Raw genomic sequence first — 14,287 nt, forward strand, 5'->3', positions numbered from 1 at the left:
TACGCCCCCGACAAACACCGCGCACTCCAACGAATCCTCACCCAAGACGAGGCGGCTTGACATAGGGCTTCTCATGCCCGGTCAACCTGTTCGGGCCGGACGTCTATTCCGGACTCCTTGCGCTGCTGGGCGGTGATCGGCGCCGGCGCGTCGGTCAGCGGGTCCACCCCGCCGCCGGTCTTCGGGAACGCGATCACCTCGCGGATGGAGTCGACGCCGGACAGCAGCGCGTTGATCCGGTCCCAGCCGAAGGCGATCCCGCCGTGCGGCGGCGCCCCGAAGGTGAACGCCTCCAACAGGAATCCGAACTTCTCCTGGGCCTCGGCCGCGTCCAGGCCCATCACCGCGAACACCTTCTCCTGGATGTCGCGGCGGTGGATACGGATCGATCCGCCGCCGATCTCGTTGCCGTTGCAGACGATGTCGTACGCGTCGGCGAGCACGCTGCCGGGATCGCTGTCGATCGCGCCGGACTGTTCGGGCTTGGGCGAGGTGAACGCGTGGTGCACCGCGGTCCAGGCCCCCGAGCCGACGGCCACGTCGCCGGCGGCGGTCGCGTCGGCGGCGGGCTCGAACAGCGGCGGGTCCACCACCCAGACGAACGCCCAGGCGTGCGGGTCGATCAGGCCCAGCCGGTGGGCGATCTCGCCGCGGGCCGCGCCCAGCAGGGCCCGCGAGGGCTTCGCCGCGCCCGCGGAGAAGAAGACGCAGTCCCCCGGCTTCGCCCCGACGTGCGCGGCCAGGCCGTCGCGTTCGGCGGCGGTCAGGTTCTTGGCCACCGGGCCGCCCAGCGTGCCGTCCTCGGCGACCAGCACGTAGGCCAGCCCCTTGTGCCCGCGCTGCTTGGCCCACTCCTGCCAGCCGTCCAGCGTGCGGCGCGGCTGCGACGCCCCGCCGGGCATCACCACCGCGCCGACATACGGCGCCTGGAACACCCGGAATGTGGTGTCTTTGAAGAACTCCGCACACTCGACGAGTTCGAGCGCGAACCGCATGTCGGGCTTGTCGGAGCCGAACCGCCGCATCGCGTCGGCGTAGCTGATCCGCGGGATGGGCCGCGGAATCTCGTAGCCGATCAGCGCCCACAGGGCGGACAGGATCTCCTCGGAGATCGCGATGATGTCCTCGGCGTCGACGAAGCTCATCTCCATGTCGAGCTGGGTGAACTCGGGCTGGCGGTCGGCGCGGAAGTCCTCGTCGCGGTAGCAGCGGGCGATCTGGTAGTAGCGTTCCATGCCGGCCACCATCAGCAGCTGCTTGAACAGTTGCGGGCTCTGCGGCAGCGCGTAGAACGAACCCGGGTGCAGCCGGGCCGGAACCAGGAAGTCGCGGGCGCCCTCCGGCGTCGAGCGGGTGATGGTCGGCGTCTCGATTTCCACGAAGTCGTGCGCCGCCAGCACCGCACGGGCAGCCGCATTCACCTTGGAGCGCAGCCGCATCGCCGCGGCCGGGCCGTCGCGGCGCAGGTCCAGGTAGCGGTACTTCAGGCGCAGCTCCTCGCCGGCGGGCTCGTCGAGCTGGAACGGCAGCGGCGCGCTGTCCCCCAGCACGGTCAGCGACGCGGCGTTGACCTCGATGTCGCCGGTGGCGATCTCCGGGTTGGCGTTGGCCTCCGGCCGCATCTCGACGACCCCGCAGACCGCGACGCAGAACTCGGCCCGCAGCCGGTGCGCCCGGGCCAGCACCTGAGGATCCCGGAACACCACCTGCGCGGTGCCGGAGGAGTCCCGCAGGTCGATGAAGATGACGCCGCCGTGGTCGCGGCGGCGGGCCACCCAGCCGGCCAGCGTCACCCGCTGTCCGGCATCGCCTTTGCGTAGCGAACCGGCGGCGTGGCTGCGCAGCACGAACACTCCTTCTCACCGGGCTTGTTTTCTGACCGGGCTTGTTCTGACCGGGCTTGTTTTCTGACCGGGCTTGTTTTCTGACCGGGCTTGGAACGAATGCCCAGTCTAGAGGAGGTAGTTTCGGTGCTATTGCCACCAACCCTCTCACCAGGATCGCACTCGTGGGTCCCGGCGCCGTCGGCACGACGGTCGCCGCGTTGCTGCACCGGGCCGGCCACCCGGTGCTGGTGTGCGGCCGCACCCCCCGCGACAGCATTGAGCTGCGGCCCGACGGCGCGGAGCCCATCGTGGTGCCCGGCCCGGTGCACACCGATCCCGACGGGGTCGGCGGCCCCGTCGACGTGGTGATCCTGGCGGTCAAGGCCACCCAGAACGACGACGCCGCCGCCTGGCTGGCCCGCCTGTGCGCCGAACACACCGTCGTGGCCGTGCTGCAGAACGGGGTGGAGCAGGTCGAGCAGGTGCGGCCGCACTGCCCGTCGTCCCCGGTGGTCCCGGGGATCGTGTGGTATTCGGCCGAGACCCAGCCGGCAGGGTGGGTGCGGCTGCGCACCGAGGCCGCGCTGGTGCTGCCCACCGGGCCCGCGGCCGACACGGTCGCCGGGCTGTTGCGCGGCGCCGGCTGCCGGGTGGACTGCGACCCCGACTTCGTCACGGCGGCCTGGCGCAAGCTGCTCGTCAACGCGCTGGCCGGGTTCATGGTGCTGTCCGGGCGGCGGTCGGGCATGTTCCGCCGCGACGACGTCGCCGCGCTGTCGCGCCGCTATGTCACCGAATGCCTCGCGGTGGCCCGCGCCGAGGGGGCCCGGCTCGGCGACGCCGTGGTCGACGAGCTGGTGGACCTGTTCCGCCGCGCCCCCGAGGACATGGGCACCTCGATGCTGGCCGACCGGGAGCACCACCGGCGCCTGGAGTGGGACATCCGCAACGGCGTGATCGTCCGCAAGGCGCGCGCGCACGGCCTGGCCACGCCGATCAGCGAGGTGGTGGTGCCACTCCTGGCGGCGGCCGGCGACGGCCCCGGCTAGTTCCGCGCGAGCAGTCGCAAAAGCCCCTCATTTCGGCACGAAATGGGGGCTTTTGCGGCTGCTCGCGCTAGGTTGGTGGCCATGTTCCGCTGCGCGCCCGTCGACCTCAGCTTCGTGGACACGGCACCGTTCCGTTTCCGCAACAGCGTCGACTTGGCGATCACGCCCGAGCAGCTGTTCGACGTGCTCGGCGATGCCGAAGCCTGGCCGCGCCGGGCATCGGTCATCACCACGGTGACCCCGACCAGTCCCGAGCCGCGCGGTGCCGGCACCACCCGCACCGTCCACCTGCGCGGCGGCATCGTGGGCAACGAGGCGTTCCTCGCGTGGGAACCGTTCACCCACATGGCATTCCGGTTCAACGAATGCTCGACACGGGCGGTCGCGGCGTTCGCCGAAGACTACCGCGCCGAGGCTGGGAGCGCGCGATGACCTTCAACGAGGGGATGCAGATCGACACCAGCACCTCGTCGACGTCCGGGGGCGTCGGCGGGATGCGGATCGCCCTCGGCGGCGGCATCGGCGGGTTGCTGATCCTGTTCGCGGCGTTGTTCTTCGGGGTCGATCCCGGCGGGATCACCAGCCAGCAGCCCATGGACACCCGCGACGACGTGGCCAGCGGCTTCGACCTGAGCCGGTGCCGGACCGGGGCCGACGCCAACACCTACGTGCAGTGCCGCGTGGTGGCGACCGGCAATTCCGTGGACGCGGTGTGGCATCAGCTGATGCGCGACTACACCCGCCCGCACATGCGCCTGTTCACCGGCAGCGTCGACACCGGCTGCGGTCCGGCCACCAGCGCGGTCGGCCCGTTCTACTGCCCGGTGGACCAGACGGCGTACTTCGACACCGACTTCTTCCAGGTGCTCGTCACCCGATTCGGTTCCAGCGGTGGGCCGTTCGCGCAGGAATACGTCGTGGCCCACGAGTACGGCCATCACGTGCAGCAACTGCAGGGCATCATCGGCCGCTCCCGGCAGGGCGCCCAGGGCGCCCTGGGCAACGGCGTGCGCACCGAGTTGCAGGCGGACTGCTACGCCGGCGTGTGGGCCCACTACGCGTCGACCGTCAAGCAGGAAAGCACCGGCGTGCCGTATCTGGAGCCGTTGAGCGACAAGGACATCCGCGACGCCCTTTCGGCCGCGGCGTCGGTGGGCGACGACCGCATCCAGAAGGCCGCGACCGGACACATCAACCCCGAGTCGTGGACGCACGGGTCCTCGGCCCAACGCCAGAAGTGGTTCACCACCGGCTATCGCACCGGTAACCCCAACAAGTGCGACACCTTCTCCGCCGCCGATCTCGGCTGACAGGCCGCGGCCCACCCTGATCCGCACCGATCCGCCCCACGCCGCCGGCTGACGCCAGAGTTTGCGAGCCGAATAGCGTTCACCCACTGCGGATACGACCGACGATGGTGGTGGTGCGATCCGGCGCCGGAAGCGCCGGCCGTCAGCCGTGTCGACCGGCTCCTCGGCGGGTGGGCTGGGCACCAAGGCGGCACTTCGATACATTGCCCAGGTGTCCCTTCACAAGGCGTCATTCGGCCTGCTCTGCGTTGGTCTGCTCGCGGCCTGCTCGTCGAGCAAGCCGGCCCACCCGACGGACATCAAGAAGGTGTTCACCGTCGAGTCGACGTTCGGTCCGGAGTTCCGCGTCAAGGGCAAGGGCCCCTCGGGGATCGACCCGCAGCTGGAGGGATCGCAGGGCCTCCCGCCCAACGTGACGTTCGAGCCGGCGGACTGCGGCAAATACACCACCGGGCAGCGGCTGCCGCTGGGCACCCAGGGCAAGATGGCCGCCGTGTTCGCCGAGGGCAAGGGCAACCGGTTCGTCGCGGTCGCCTTCCAGACCGCCGACGAGTTGCCCTTCGAAGCCATCCCCGAACAGTGCAAACACGTGACGTTCAGCGGTCCCAGTGTCAACGGCGTCGCCGACGCGGTGGATGCACCACGGATCGAGGGCGCCCACACGCTGGGCACGTACCGCCAGATCGAGGCCAAGGTCGCCGAGAAGGAGCAGTCCCAGGAGGTCTACCATTTCTCCGCCTACCTCGGGCGGTCGTTGGTGGTGGTCACCGCGACCCCACTGGCGGCGCCCAACCAGCCGTCGTCACCGATCGACGTCGACCGCGCGCGCCGTCTGCTGACCGACGCCGTTGCGGCCATCCGCGGCTGAGGAGCTGGTTAAGCTTGGCCCCATGACCTCGGATGAGGGGGCCTCAGGACGCGGCAACCGCCCGAAGTGGGCCTTGATAGCGCTGACGGCAGTCGCGGTGCTGGCCGCCGCTCTGGCCACGGCGGCGCTGCTCGGCCGCAGCGGCCCGACCAACGTTTCGGGGGCTCCGTCGTCGGAATCAGCCGCCGGCGGATCATCGGACATTGCCAGCGCGCACGACGCCGGCCCGGTCACCGTGGTCGTCGACGACCCCACGTGTCCGGCGTGGACGGCGATCAACAGCACCCTCGCGACCGGCGGACAGCGCCTGTGGGACGACCGGGATCGGTCCGTGCCGGCCTCGGCGTGGAACGACCAACAACGCATCCAATTCCTCGCCGCGGGCCAGGCCATGGGCAACGCCGCCGCGCAAACCGTCGGACTGGTCAAGCTGACGCCGCATCGGGTGATGCGAGAACTCTACGAGCAGTTCATCGCCTACGCGCGCACCTACGCCGCGCACGTCCCGCATTACATCCCGGCCGACGACGCCCTGGCGGGCACGGCGAACAGCGCCTCCTCGGCGCTGGGGGCGATCTGCGCCGCAGTTGCCGACGGCTCGGCAGCGGAGCGCGGGCCGCTGCTGCCGCCGCCGGCCCCGCCGTCCCAGGTCGCACCGGTGGGCAACATCGCCAATCCTCAGCGCTTCCTCACCAAACCCAATCCTGTCTGCGCCGACTGGAAATCCGCGCTGGACGAGTTCGGCGAACAAAGCGCCGACTGGCAGAAGATCAACCCCAACCTCTCCGCCCTGTGGTGGAACAAGGAGCAAAAGGCGACCAACTTCGCCATCGCACCGGTGATGAACGCCTATGCCGGCAAGCTGGAACTGCTCGGCCGGCGCGCCGGCAACCCCACGCTGCAGGACTTCGCGGTGCTCTCGGCGCAGTACCGGCGCGCGTTCGTCGTCGCGATACCGACCTATAGTCCGGCGGACAACCACCTGGCCAATGCCGCGAACTACGCCTCCACCACGATTCTGGGAGCCTGCGCGGCCCTGACCGGGTAGAGCACCCTGGCGGTGAACGTCAGGTGATCACGTAGTCGCTCAGCGGGAACCGGTCCTGCTCGGCGACGGCGTGCCGCACCGACGTCGGCCGGAACAGCGGCGCCTCGCCGCTGGGGCAGAACCAGTAGGACCGTGAGTTCGCGCAGTTGCCGGCGTAGAAGACCGAGTCGTCGAGCAGCTCGGTCATCCGGTCCAGGAAGCGGGCGTTGGCCCGTTCGGTGACCTCGAAGGTGCGCGCACCGCGCCGCTGCACCTCCGTGAACAGCCGGTTCATGTGCCGCATCTGGTATTCCACGGTGTTGAACCAGGACAGCCCCACCCACGCGTACGGGCTGGCCATCGTCAAGAAGTTCGGGAAGCTGGGCACCGAGATGCCCTCGTAGGCCTGGAACCTGTTCTCCCGCCACCACTTTCCGAGGTTTCGGCCGTCCCGGCCGATCACCTCGATGGCGGGCAGGTTGGCGTCCCAGACGTCGTAGCCGGTCGCCAGGACCAGCGTGTCGATGGTCCGCTTGGTGCCGTCGCGGGCGACGATGCCGTCGGGCTCGATCCGTTCGATGCCGCTGGTCTCCAGGTGCACGTGCGGCTTGGTGAACGCCCGGTAATACGAGTTGGAGATCGTGGGCCGCTTGCAGCCGAAGTCGTACTCGGGATTCAGCTTTCGCCAGACGTCCCTGTCGCGCACCGCCAGCAGCCGATGCAGCTTCGAGATGTCCGACGCGGCCTTGTTGACCCGCCGGAACGTGCGGAAGCGCCACATCGCGATCACCATCATCAGGTCCATGGCGATGTCGGTGCACCAGCGCACGACCCGCTGCGCGGCCGGCACCCGGGCGAACAACCGCTGCACGGGGGGCGGGAACCCGACATCGAGCTTGGGCATGACCCAGATCGGTGTGCGCTGGTACACGGTCAGCTCGGATGTTTCCTTGGCCAGCTCCGGGATCACCTGCACGCCGGTCGACCCGGTGCCGATGACCGCGGCACGGCGCCCGCTAAACGAGTAGCCGTCGTCCCAGTCGGCGGTGTGAATGATGCGCCCGCCGAACGTGTCGATGCCGGGAATGTCCGGGGTGCGCGGCTGGCACAGGAAGCCGGTCGCCGCGATCAGGAACTGCGCACCCAGCGTTTCGCCGCCGGCGAGCGCAATCTCCCAGTGCCGGGCCTCGTGGTCCCAGCGGGCGCTCTCGACGGTGCTGTTGAAGCGCATGTAGCGGCGCACGTCGTACTTGTCGGCGACATGCTCGGCATAGCGCTTGACCTCCGCGCCCGGGGCGAACAGCCGCGACCAGTAGGGGTTTGGTTCAAACCAGTAGGAATAGGTGGTCGAGGGGACGTCGACGGTGAGGCCCGGGTAGTGGTTGACATGCCACGTCCCACCCAGGTCGCTCTCGCGGTCGACGATCAGGAGGTTGTCGTAGCCCAGCCGGTTGAGCTGAATCGCCGCACCGATGCCCCCGAAACCCGCCCCGACGATGACGGCGTCGAATTGCTGCACGCCCATACTTTCCAAACCGTACCCGAAGGTGCGGCCGCACGGCGATCGGCGATCGGCGCCGGGACTCCTGCTCGCGGCCACCCCCGATTGCGGTAACGTGAATTTTCAGTCGGTTCCGTGGGGGTCGGAAAAGGGCGAACGGGGGTTTGCATGTCCTATTTGGCGACATCGCCGGAGTACGTGTCGGCGGCGGCAACAGAGCTGGCGAACATCGGCTCGACGATCAGCGCCGCCAACGCGTCGGCGGCGGGGCCGACGACAGCGATGGCGGCCGCCGGCGCCGACGAGGTGTCGGCGGCGGTGTCGGCCGTCTTCGCCGAGTACGGCCAGGCCTACCAGGCGCTCAGCGCGCAGGTCGAGGCGTTTCACCAGCAGTTCGTGCAGCTGATGAACGCCGCCGGGGTGACCTACACCGCCGCCGAGGCGGCCAACATCGCGCCGCTGCAGACCGTGCAGCAGGAGGTCGCGGCGGCGTTCACCGCCCCCGGCCGGCTGGGGAGCGCGCTGGCCGGGGCAAACCTCGGTGGTCTGGCCGGCGGGCTGGGAAACCTGGCCGGCCTCGGCAACGCGGCCGGCCTCGGAAGTCTCGTCGGCCTCACCGGTCTGGGTGGCCTGACCAATCTGGGCGGCCTGACCAACCTGGGTGGCCTGACCAACCTGGGCGGCCTGACCAACCTCAGCATCGGCGGCGACCTCAGCCGCCTCGCCAACGTCCCGTACAACCTGTTCGCCGACGTCGCGAACATCCCCTACTACGAGTCGCTGGCGCTGCAGGAGTACGCGTACGCCCTGGGCCCGGCCGGGTCGGTCGGCGGGGTCCCGGGCTGGATCCCCTCGGGCACCGCGCCCAGTGCGATCGCGACTATCAACGGGCTGCAGTACTACGCCCTCGGCGGAACGGGCAGCTGGGAAATGCAATCTCTCGGCAATACCTGGGGATGGGATGACGGCAACTGGCCACAGGTCGACGCGATCCTGCACTTCTTCCTGCCCTTCCCGTTCACCGAATCCCTGGCCAACCAGGTTCAGACCTTCGCGCAGGCCGAATTCATCGATGGATCCACCGTCGGCACCGAGTTCCAGGCGGGCAACCCGTTGGCGTATGTGGGCCAATGGATTCACGGCGACACGTCGCTGCAATCGCTGCTCGCGGGCACCCACTATCCCAACATCATCGAAGACACGGTCGGGGCGAACGTGATCCCGGGCGAACCCAACTTCGCCTCGAGTGGTTCGGGCGTCGTCACCTTGGCCAATGGGCAGCTGGCACAGGACGTTGCCTGGTCCGGCCAGTACGCGCAGCTGCAGCCGCTGGCGCCGCTGCAAGCCATCGGCGCCAACCTGACCGGACCTCCGTCGGCGAACCCGATCCAGTTCCCCGACCTGGGCAATGTCGCTTCGAGCGCGAGCAAGCTCGAGGCCGACATCAGCTACGACTTCGACCCGTTCGAAACCGGCAGCTTTCTGTATTGGGGCTCACCCACCCTCTACAGCGTCCCCGCCGCCATCGGCGGCACGATTCAGGACTTCACGGGCATACCGAACCAATTCCCGCTGGCCAATCTCGGCGCCGAGCCGGTTTGGGGATACGGCACCGGCCCGTCGTTCCTGCCGACGGGTCTGCAGGAGGGCGGCGCCTACCTGGAGCAGGGCCTGCTCGGGTACACCAACCCGGGCATCTATGCCCAGGCGCTCAGCAACGATCTCGGCGTGCTGACCAACCCGACCTCACTGCTGGCCGGCGCGCCGCTGGTCGGATACCTGGGTATCGACTAGTCGGCATCCGGTCGTGACGTGGCGCTGCTGAGGAGGAACCGGTCGGCCGGCGAGCCCGGATTCCGGTTCGGGATCCTGGACGGGATCGTGAACTCGCGTGTGTCGCCGACGATCCTGACGCAGGCCAGCTACCTGACCGCCGCGGCGACCGGCGCCGACTCGTTCTGGGTCGGCGACCATTTGAACGCGTTCATCCCGCGTTCGCTGGCCACGCGCGAACACCTCGGTGTGGCGGCCAGGGTCGTGCCGGACGTCGACGCGGTCCTGGAACCGTGGACCATGCTGGGAAACCTGGCCGCCCGCAACCGTATTCGCCGGCTCCGGCTCGGCATCTGCGTCACCGACGCCAGTCGCCGCAACCCGGCGGTGACGGCGCAGGCCGCCGCGTCGCTGCACCTGCTCACCCGGGGCCGCGCCATGCTGGGCATCGGCGTCGGGGAACGCGAGGGCAACGAACCCTACGGTGTGCGGCGCAGCAAGCCCGTGGCCGAACTCGAGGAGGCCCTGGCCACGATCCGCGCCCTGTGGGATTCGGGCGGCGAGCCGGTCACCCGCGACTCCCCCTATTTCCCTTTGCACAACGCCATGTTCGCGCTGCCGCCCTACCGCGGGAAGTGGCCGGAAATCTGGGTGGCGGCCCACGGCCCGCGGATGCTGCGCATCGCCGGGCGGTACGCCGATGCCTGGGTGCCGTTCGTCCTGTCCCGGCCCGCCGACTACTCCCGCGCACTGGAAGCCGTGCGCGCCTCGGCGTCCGACGCCGGGCGCGACCCGATGTCGATCGTGCCCGCGGTGAATCGCGCGCTGGTCACCGGCCGCAGTCGCGACGACGTGGACGAGGCGCTGGACTCGGTGATCATGAAGGCGTCGGCGCTGGCCGCCCCGGCGGAAGCCTGGGCGCGGCACGGCGCCGAGCACCCGCTGGGTACCGAGTTCTCCGGCGTGCAGGACCTGGTGCCGCAGACCATCGACGCGCCGACGGCGTTGTCCTACACGGCGAAAGTCCCGCCGTCCCTGATGAAGGAGCTGACGTTCAACGGCACACCCGACGAGGTCGTCGACCAGGTGGCGCAGTGGCGCGATCACGGGCTGGGCTATCTGCTCATCATCAACGCCGGGCCGCTGAACCCGAGCTTTCGCAAGAGCCTGGCCTCCAACACCCCGTACCTCAGGCTGCTGCGCCGGCTGAAGAAGCTGTGACCCGCGCGCCTCAGGTGTCTCGCCACGGCCGGTTGCCGTAGGTATCGAGGTGGGTCACCTCGCCGACCGGCCTGCGCGTCGTGGGCCCGTAGCGCCCGCGCGGCCACCCCAGCGGCACGACGCAGCACGGCGTCACCGAATGCGGCAACCCCAGCGCCCGGCGTGCCGACGTCACGCTCCACAACGGCAGGGTGATCAGCGAGGCCCCCAGCCCCATCGCGCGCGCCGCCAGCAGCAGGTTCTGCACGCTCGGGTAGATCGACCCGTAATACCCCGACTCGGCCGCATGCGGCAGCGGCACCAGCGGCAGCTTGCCGTCCCGCACCCCCAGCCGCAGACACGCCACCACCAGCACCGGGATCTCGGCGAAGTGGTCGACCTGCCACTGCACCGCGCGGGTGATCTTGGCCATCGACTCGTCGCGGGCGGCGACCCGCCGGATCATCGCGTTGTGATAGATCCACCACGCCTGCCGGTAGCGCCGGGCCAGCTTGTCTTTGCTGCGTTGGTCTTTGACGACGACGAATTCCCAGTTCTGCCCGTTGGCTCCGGTCGGGGCGCGCAGCGCCAGCTCGATGCATTTGAGCACCACCGCGTCGTCGACCGGGTCGGGCAGGACGCGACGCACCGCCCGCTGGGTCATCATCGCGTCGCCGAGCGGCATGTCCAGACCGCCCAGCGCCTCGGCCGTCTCCGGCACCCGCCCGGTCACGTCGGAAACCTCAAAGACCTTGCGCAACAAGCCATTCGTCAATCCTTTCCGCCGCTGCCGCCCAGCCGGGCTCGAGCATCATGTCGTGACCCAGGCCGGGAATGAATTCCGCCTCGGTGCGGTAGGCCCGCGCGGTCGCCCGGATCTCCTGCGCGGTGTGCGCCCGGTCCTCCCCCGCGCCCAACACCAGCATCGGCGCGGTCACGCGGTGCGGCCGCGGCAGGTTGAGCACCAGGCAGTCCAACCCGATCCGCGTGCTCTCCTCCTGCAGCCGCGCCGCGTAGCGCACGACGTCCGGCTCCGGCATCCGCCCGGAAAAGAACCGCTCCCGGGCCAGCTCGGGTGTGTTGACGTAGGCCAACGACTTGCCCGTGACGACGATTTTGGTGAAATGCCAGGGGTGTTGCCGCAGCCAGCGCCGGCCCGACCCCAGGTTTCCCTGCGGGGGCATCGATGCCAGCAGGACACCGGCCGGAGCGGGCCGGGACTCCAGGTACTTCTGCACCACAAGCCCGCCCAGGGAATGCCCGATCACCACCGGGTTCGCGGGCAGGGCGGCCGCGACCGCGCCGACGTCGTCGACGTAGTCGGCCACCGAACACGTCCGGAGCCTGGCGGCCGGGCTGTCCCCATGCCCCCGCAGGCTCAGGGCCAGCGCGCGGTAGCCCCGGTCGGCGAAGAAGCCGAGGAAGTGCTCGTCCCAGCACCAGGCCGCGTGCCAGGCCCCGTGGACGAAAAGCAGCGGGGCCGGATGGGACTCGCTGACGCTTCCCTTATCGATCACCTCGAGCGTGCCCGCGCCGGTGTGCCTACGCAATCGCGAAGCTCCCCCGCTGAGTCAGGTTCGTTATAGGGTAATAGGACTGATTGCAACGTATCACCCGAACGCGCACACGACGGTTCCCAATGGGTAGGCCCGAGCGCATGGACATAGAGACAACCGAGCCGGTACGGCTGCCGCCGGGCCCGAGGCTGCCGAAGATCCTGCAGGGCATCGCCTTTCTGGCCGCACGGCAGGCGGTCGTCGAGGCCCTGAGCCGTCGGCACGGCGGCGCGTTCACCGTCGAGGTGCCCATTTTCGGCCGCACGGTGGTCGTCGGCGATCCGGTCCTGGTCAAGGAGCTGTTCGGCATGGGCATCGGTGTGCTCGGGCGGCCCGGACACACCTTCGGTGCGGTGATCGGCCCCGGATCGACGTGGGGCCTCGACGGCCAGGCGTTCGTCGAGCGCCGCAGGTTGCTGGCTCCGCCGTTGCACGGCAAGCGGATAAGCGCCTACGAGCGCACCATCGACGAAGAGGTGCGGCGCGAAATCGCGGACTGGCCGCAGGGCCGCGAGTTCGCGACGCTGGCGCCGATGCGGCGCATCACGCTGCGCTCGCTACTGCGCACGGTGTTCGGCGCCGAGGGGGCCGCGCTCGACCGCCTGTGCCGGCTGGTACCGCCGGCGGTCGGGATCGGTTCCCGGATCGGCCTGATGCCGCCGGCAGTGCGCCGCGACGCCGGTCGCTGGAGTCCGGGCGGGCGATTCGCGTGGTACCGGCGCCAGATCGATGCCGTCATCGAGTCGCTCATCGCCGACGCGCGTCACGGTCCCGGGTCCGAGCGACGCGATGACGTGCTGGCGTTGCTGCTGCGGGCCCGGGACGACAACGGCGAGCCGATGCCGGACCGGCATATCTCCGACGAGTTGCTGACCCTGTTGATGGCCGGTCACGAGTCGACGTCGACGACGCTGGCCTGGGCGGTCGAAAGGATTCGCCGGCACCCCCGGCTGCTGTCCAGGCTGATCGCGGAGGCCGACGCCGGCGGATCCGAATTGCGCCGCGCGACGATTCTGGAAGTGCAGCGCAGCCGACCGGTGGTCGACGCCACCCTGCGACGGTCCAGGAAACGAATCCGGCTGGGTGACTGGGTCATTCCGGAGGACACCACGCTGCTGATCAGTTTGCAGCTGGCAAATGAGTTGAGCTTTGTCGGCGCGACGGACTTCAACCCCGACCGATTCCTCGCCGGCGCTCCCCAGGTCACCTGGTTTCCGTTCGGTGGCGGGGTGAACCGCTGCATCGGCTCGGCGTTCGCCACCATGGAGATGGACGTCACCCTGCGCCGGCTGCTGCGCGAATTCCATTTCGTGCCAACCGACGCACCCGGTGAACGGCCGCACGACCGTGGCGTGGCGATTGCTCCGCGGCAGGGCGGCAAAGCGGTGGTTTACCGCCGGCGCCGGTAGTGCGCACGTTGGCCCGGCACGGCTTTGCCGCACGCAACAGGCAATCCGACGGGATATAGAACACATGTGTAAAACGCCCTGCCGCGGGAACCCTGCGCGCATGGCAGTGGTCACAACGGAACCGGTGCATCTGCCGCCGGCGCCGCGGGTCCCGCGGATCGTTCAGGGAATCGCGTTCCTGATTGCCCAGCACGCGGCGATCGCCGCCGTCGCCCGCCGCTACGGCAGCGCGTTCACCCTCAATGTGCCGGTCTTCGGCCGCGCGGTGGTGATCAGCGAATCGGCCCTGGTCAGAGAGCTCTTCTGCGCGAGCGGGGATCTGGTCGGCCGGCCGACGCACAATCTCGGTGCGCTGCTGGGCCCCGGGTCGATGTTCAGCCTCGACGGCGACGAACTCCACGAACGCCGCCGGCTGGTGCGTCCGCCGTTTCAGGGCGTTCGGGCGCGCAGCCACGAGCGCATCGTCGAAGAAGAGGTGCTGCGCGAAATCGCGAGCTGGCCGCAGGGCCGCGAGTTCCCGACGCTGCCGTCGATGTCGCGCATCACCCTTCGGGCGATCGTGCGCGCCATGCTGGGCGGCGACGGGGCCGCGCTGGACGAACTGTGCGAGCTGATGCCGGCCGCCGTCAGGCTGGGCTCCCGCATCGGGTTGCTGCCACCGGCGGCGGCGCGCGATTTCGGTCCCTGGAGTCCCAGGACTCCCGACATAGAGTCGGCTCCCTGCTGACGAGTTTGGCGTTTTTCCTGGTAGCCGCCTGTTTCTGGGTG

12 protein-coding genes and 1 pseudogene are annotated in these 14,287 nt (G+C 69.6%); 9 read left to right on the forward strand and 4 right to left on the reverse strand.

The genetic code is table 11. From position 1 onward, the window contains the following. Positions 1-71: 71 nt before the first annotated feature. Positions 72-1,853: an aspartate--tRNA ligase gene (gene aspS, locus FPZ47_RS22730; protein WP_144955582.1), complete on the reverse strand. Its 1,782-nt coding sequence runs from the start codon at positions 1,851-1,853 to the stop codon at positions 72-74. A 122-nt stretch (positions 1,854-1,975) separates the two neighbouring features. On the opposite strand from aspS, the gene FPZ47_RS22735 reads away from it, so the two are divergent. The 5 genes and pseudogenes from FPZ47_RS22735 (at position 1,976) to FPZ47_RS22755 (ending at position 6,101) form a co-directional block, all read left to right on the forward strand. Continuing rightward, on the forward strand, positions 1,976-2,875 hold the full coding sequence (locus FPZ47_RS22735; protein ID WP_210419972.1) for an oxidoreductase: 900 nt from the start codon (positions 1,976-1,978) through the stop codon (positions 2,873-2,875). 81 nt (positions 2,876-2,956) lie between these two features. Further along, positions 2,957-3,292, forward strand: a pseudogene (locus FPZ47_RS22740) (SRPBCC family protein); the annotation flags it as partial. A gap of 11 nt (positions 3,293-3,303) precedes the next feature. Continuing rightward, complete coding sequence (gene ypfJ / locus FPZ47_RS22745; protein WP_144955577.1) at positions 3,304-4,185, forward strand: KPN_02809 family neutral zinc metallopeptidase; 882 nt, start codon at positions 3,304-3,306, stop codon at positions 4,183-4,185. A 211-nt stretch (positions 4,186-4,396) separates the two neighbouring features. Next, entirely contained in the window at positions 4,397-5,053 is a 657-nt protein-coding gene (locus FPZ47_RS22750; RefSeq protein WP_144955574.1) for a DUF5642 family protein, read from the forward strand. Between the two features lie 22 nt (positions 5,054-5,075). Then, positions 5,076-6,101 (forward strand): hypothetical protein, encoded by a 1,026-nt coding sequence (locus FPZ47_RS22755; RefSeq protein ID WP_144955571.1) that lies wholly within the window; start codon positions 5,076-5,078, stop codon positions 6,099-6,101. 19 nt (positions 6,102-6,120) lie between these two features. Here the strand turns inward: FPZ47_RS22755 and FPZ47_RS22760 are convergent, their stop codons facing one another. Further along, on the reverse strand, positions 6,121-7,605 hold the full coding sequence (locus FPZ47_RS22760) for a flavin-containing monooxygenase (RefSeq protein WP_144955568.1): 1,485 nt from the start codon (positions 7,603-7,605) through the stop codon (positions 6,121-6,123). A gap of 144 nt (positions 7,606-7,749) precedes the next feature. On the opposite strand from FPZ47_RS22760, the gene FPZ47_RS29020 reads away from it, so the two are divergent. Together FPZ47_RS29020 and FPZ47_RS22770 are read left to right on the forward strand one after the other, a co-directional pair. Next, on the forward strand, positions 7,750-9,375 hold the full coding sequence (locus tag FPZ47_RS29020) for a PE family protein (RefSeq protein ID WP_210419971.1): 1,626 nt from the start codon (positions 7,750-7,752) through the stop codon (positions 9,373-9,375). 24 nt (positions 9,376-9,399) lie between these two features. Beyond that, positions 9,400-10,575 carry an LLM class flavin-dependent oxidoreductase gene (locus FPZ47_RS22770; protein WP_144955588.1) on the forward strand — a complete coding sequence of 392 codons (1,176 nt, stop codon included), beginning with the start codon at positions 9,400-9,402 and terminating at the stop codon, positions 10,573-10,575. A 10-nt stretch (positions 10,576-10,585) separates the two neighbouring features. On the opposite strand, the gene FPZ47_RS22775 is transcribed toward FPZ47_RS22770, so the two are convergent. Continuing rightward, positions 10,586-11,239 (reverse strand): nitroreductase family protein, encoded by a 654-nt coding sequence (locus FPZ47_RS22775; RefSeq protein WP_144955585.1) that lies wholly within the window; start codon positions 11,237-11,239, stop codon positions 10,586-10,588. A 58-nt stretch (positions 11,240-11,297) separates the two neighbouring features. Next, positions 11,298-12,104, reverse strand: a complete 807-nt coding sequence (locus tag FPZ47_RS22780) for an alpha/beta hydrolase (protein ID WP_144955565.1) — start codon at positions 12,102-12,104, stop codon at positions 11,298-11,300. A 107-nt stretch (positions 12,105-12,211) separates the two neighbouring features. On the opposite strand from FPZ47_RS22780, the gene FPZ47_RS22785 reads away from it, so the two are divergent. Both FPZ47_RS22785 and FPZ47_RS22790 read left to right on the forward strand, forming a co-directional pair. Beyond that, the gene (locus tag FPZ47_RS22785) at positions 12,212-13,519 is read left to right on the forward strand and encodes a cytochrome P450 (RefSeq protein WP_144955562.1); all 1,308 of its coding nucleotides are present in this window, start codon (positions 12,212-12,214) and stop codon (positions 13,517-13,519) included. A gap of 100 nt (positions 13,520-13,619) precedes the next feature. Beyond that, complete coding sequence (locus FPZ47_RS22790) at positions 13,620-14,246, forward strand: cytochrome P450 (protein ID WP_144955559.1); 627 nt, start codon at positions 13,620-13,622, stop codon at positions 14,244-14,246. The last annotated feature ends 41 nt before the right edge of the window (positions 14,247-14,287 follow it).

This window comes from Mycobacterium helveticum, from assembly GCF_007714205.1.
In the GTDB taxonomy this organism is placed as follows: Bacteria; Actinomycetota; Actinomycetes; order Mycobacteriales; family Mycobacteriaceae; genus Mycobacterium; species Mycobacterium helveticum.

What these genes read in the sequence shown, in the direction of transcription:
- FPZ47_RS29020 (WP_210419971.1), top strand. Translation starts at nt 7,750, where the DNA reads ATGTCCTATTTGGCGACATCGCCGGAGTACGTGTCGGCGGCGGCAACA.
- ypfJ (WP_144955577.1), top strand. Translation starts at nt 3,304, where the DNA reads ATGACCTTCAACGAGGGGATGCAGATCGACACCAGCACCTCGTCGACG.
- FPZ47_RS22775 (WP_144955585.1), bottom strand. Translation starts at nt 11,239, where the DNA reads ATGCCGCTCGGCGACGCGATGATGACCCAGCGGGCGGTGCGTCGCGTC.
- FPZ47_RS22755 (WP_144955571.1), top strand. Translation starts at nt 5,076, where the DNA reads ATGACCTCGGATGAGGGGGCCTCAGGACGCGGCAACCGCCCGAAGTGG.
- FPZ47_RS22785 (WP_144955562.1), top strand. Translation starts at nt 12,212, where the DNA reads ATGGACATAGAGACAACCGAGCCGGTACGGCTGCCGCCGGGCCCGAGG.
- FPZ47_RS22790 (WP_144955559.1), top strand. Translation starts at nt 13,620, where the DNA reads ATGGCAGTGGTCACAACGGAACCGGTGCATCTGCCGCCGGCGCCGCGG.
- FPZ47_RS22760 (WP_144955568.1), bottom strand. Translation starts at nt 7,605, where the DNA reads ATGGGCGTGCAGCAATTCGACGCCGTCATCGTCGGGGCGGGTTTCGGG.